Annotated in this window: 2 protein-coding genes; one reads left to right on the top strand and one right to left on the bottom strand. The window is 44.2% G+C overall.

Annotated features, from left to right (window positions below; translation table 11 throughout):
* Positions 1-226 (top strand): hypothetical protein (locus HMPREF2572_RS14585; protein WP_083294181.1); only part of this gene is annotated, 226 nt, incomplete at its 5' end.
* An 82-nt stretch (positions 227-308) separates the two neighbouring features.
* On the opposite strand, the gene HMPREF2572_RS06990 is transcribed toward HMPREF2572_RS14585, so the two are convergent.
* Positions 309-1694: a pentapeptide repeat-containing protein gene (locus tag HMPREF2572_RS06990; RefSeq protein WP_168161779.1), complete on the bottom strand. Its 1386-nt coding sequence runs from the start codon at positions 1692-1694 to the stop codon at positions 309-311.
* Positions 1695-2032 lie beyond the last annotated feature (338 nt).

Below are 2032 nucleotides of genomic sequence, written 5' to 3'. Positions count from 1 at the left end.
GCCCTCTCCCGCCGGACGGGAGAGGGGGCAGGCTGTATGTCGTGGCATAGATTTCTGCCTGACTACCGTCATTCCCGCCCCCGCCTACGCGAGGACAGGCTACGACGGGAATCTACTTCTGAATCTCGACAACTGTTTTTCAGACATCAGTTTCTTAGAATTTCCGATGGATTCCCGCCTGCGCGGGAAAGACGGCGGTGGGGTGTTTGGCGTGGTTTGCTTATAAGAAAAGGTCGTCTGAAACCAAATTTTCAGTTTCAGACGACCTTTGTTGGATAAATTACAATTAAAGTCAGATTTTAATCTTCCTAAAGGGGAGGTATTATTTGTTGTGTTCCATATTCATTAAGAATCAGCATCTTTGTTTCATCACAGAATTGTTGCATTGCTTTCGTTTGCTTCTCATTCGTCAATGCTTCCCACTCAGGGTCATTTTCTTTTTTCCAATCAGAATAAATTTTTGAAATAAAATCATTTACTGTGATACGTACACCTGAAAGTTCCTTGCTAGCCTTTAGCTGTTCCCAATCAAAGCTAGCTGCTTGTAAATCCACATTTGCCAAGTTGACATTTGACAACCGAGCCATCTTCAATTCAGCACTTTGCAAATTAGCACTAAGCAATCTAGCTCCTTGAAAATTAACCAACCTCAAGTCAGCACCTTGTAAATTAGCCCGCCTCAAGCCAGCACCTTGTAAATTAGCCAGCAACAAGTCAGCATTTTGTAAATTAACTTCTATCAATTCAGCATCATTCAACTTTGCTCGCCTTAGTTTGCTATTTTGAAACTTAGTTTCTCTTAGGATAGCTCCACGAAAATCTGCTCCATTCAAATTCAAGTCTGATAAATCTCTAGCAATTTCACTTACCCCGCTTAAATGAAAATTTATCCCTGCTAAACAAATATTAGGGAGCATTTCATGAAAATCCTGCAAATTCGGTTTCGTATTTTCCTGATTCAAACTCAAAAGCACATGGGTTAAAGCTACTCCTATAGGGCTTCTAGCTTTTTGTCTCAACTCCTCAAAAATTTCCTCTCGCTCTAAATCAAATAAATGTCCTTCATCCAATTTCTTCAAACTATCCTGCTGCATTGCCTGCCAAGCAGACTTCAATAAATTGAATGCGGGTAGGCGGAAACTTTCACCGTAATCGCCTCGGAAAAACGGTAGCAGGTTATAGATGGCGGAAATCTGCAAAGCGACCGCGCCGTCTCGTTTGCTGAAAGTATCAAAATTGGCGGCATCTAGCTTTTTGGCATATTCTTCAGATTGTTCCGTCGGCTGTTCTGTAATTTCTGCCCCGTCTTTTAAGCTGCTTTTCTGCGTGGTTTTACTGACGGTTTTTATTTCCGGCAAATGCGCGCCGCTGACCCATTCGGACAGTTTTTGAAATTCTTTCAGATTAATGTCTTTGCGCTGGTTCTCGATTTGCTGTCTATTGTTTTCGTCGCGGAAATGCCAGATAACGAAAGCGACAGGGGCGGAAACAATCAGAATGATGAAGTTCCAATAGCCGACAGAATTGCTATTACTGTTGCTGTTTTTGATAGCTACAAAATAAGTAAGCACAAAAATGATTACTGACATGGCTCCTGCACACAAAACTTTTACCGCATTGCTCTGCCCGTCCAGCCAAGCCTTGCTTTTACTGATTGTTTCCGTGATTTTCTTCCAGATATTCCATTTCGCCATTTCTTCGTTCCCTTTATTGAATTTCAAGCCGTATCGCGCTCGGCGGCAGCCCGAATTTTATAGTATTGCGTGGAGGCAAAAAAGGAAAAGGTCGTCTGAAACTGAGTTTACGGTTTCAGACGACCTCTTGCCGTATCAGCAACCTTGTTCCTTCACCCGTCCGGCGGGGAAGGTTAGGATGGGGATGGCTTTGTGGCTTTAGGCAAAATCAAATTCGTGCAGCCCGTAAAGCCACCCTCTCCCCAACCCTCTCCCGCCAGACGGGAGAGGGGGCAGGCTGCGTGGCGCGGTATAAATTTCTGCCCAACTACCGTCATTCCCGCCCCCGCCTACGCGAG

Origin of the sequence: Neisseria sp. HMSC064E01, from assembly GCF_001808875.1 — a bacterium.
Taxonomy (GTDB): domain Bacteria; phylum Pseudomonadota; class Gammaproteobacteria; order Burkholderiales; family Neisseriaceae; genus Neisseria; species Neisseria sicca_A.
Note: the sequence above shows the minus strand (reverse complement) of the source record. Positions and strands in the feature narration are given on the sequence as shown.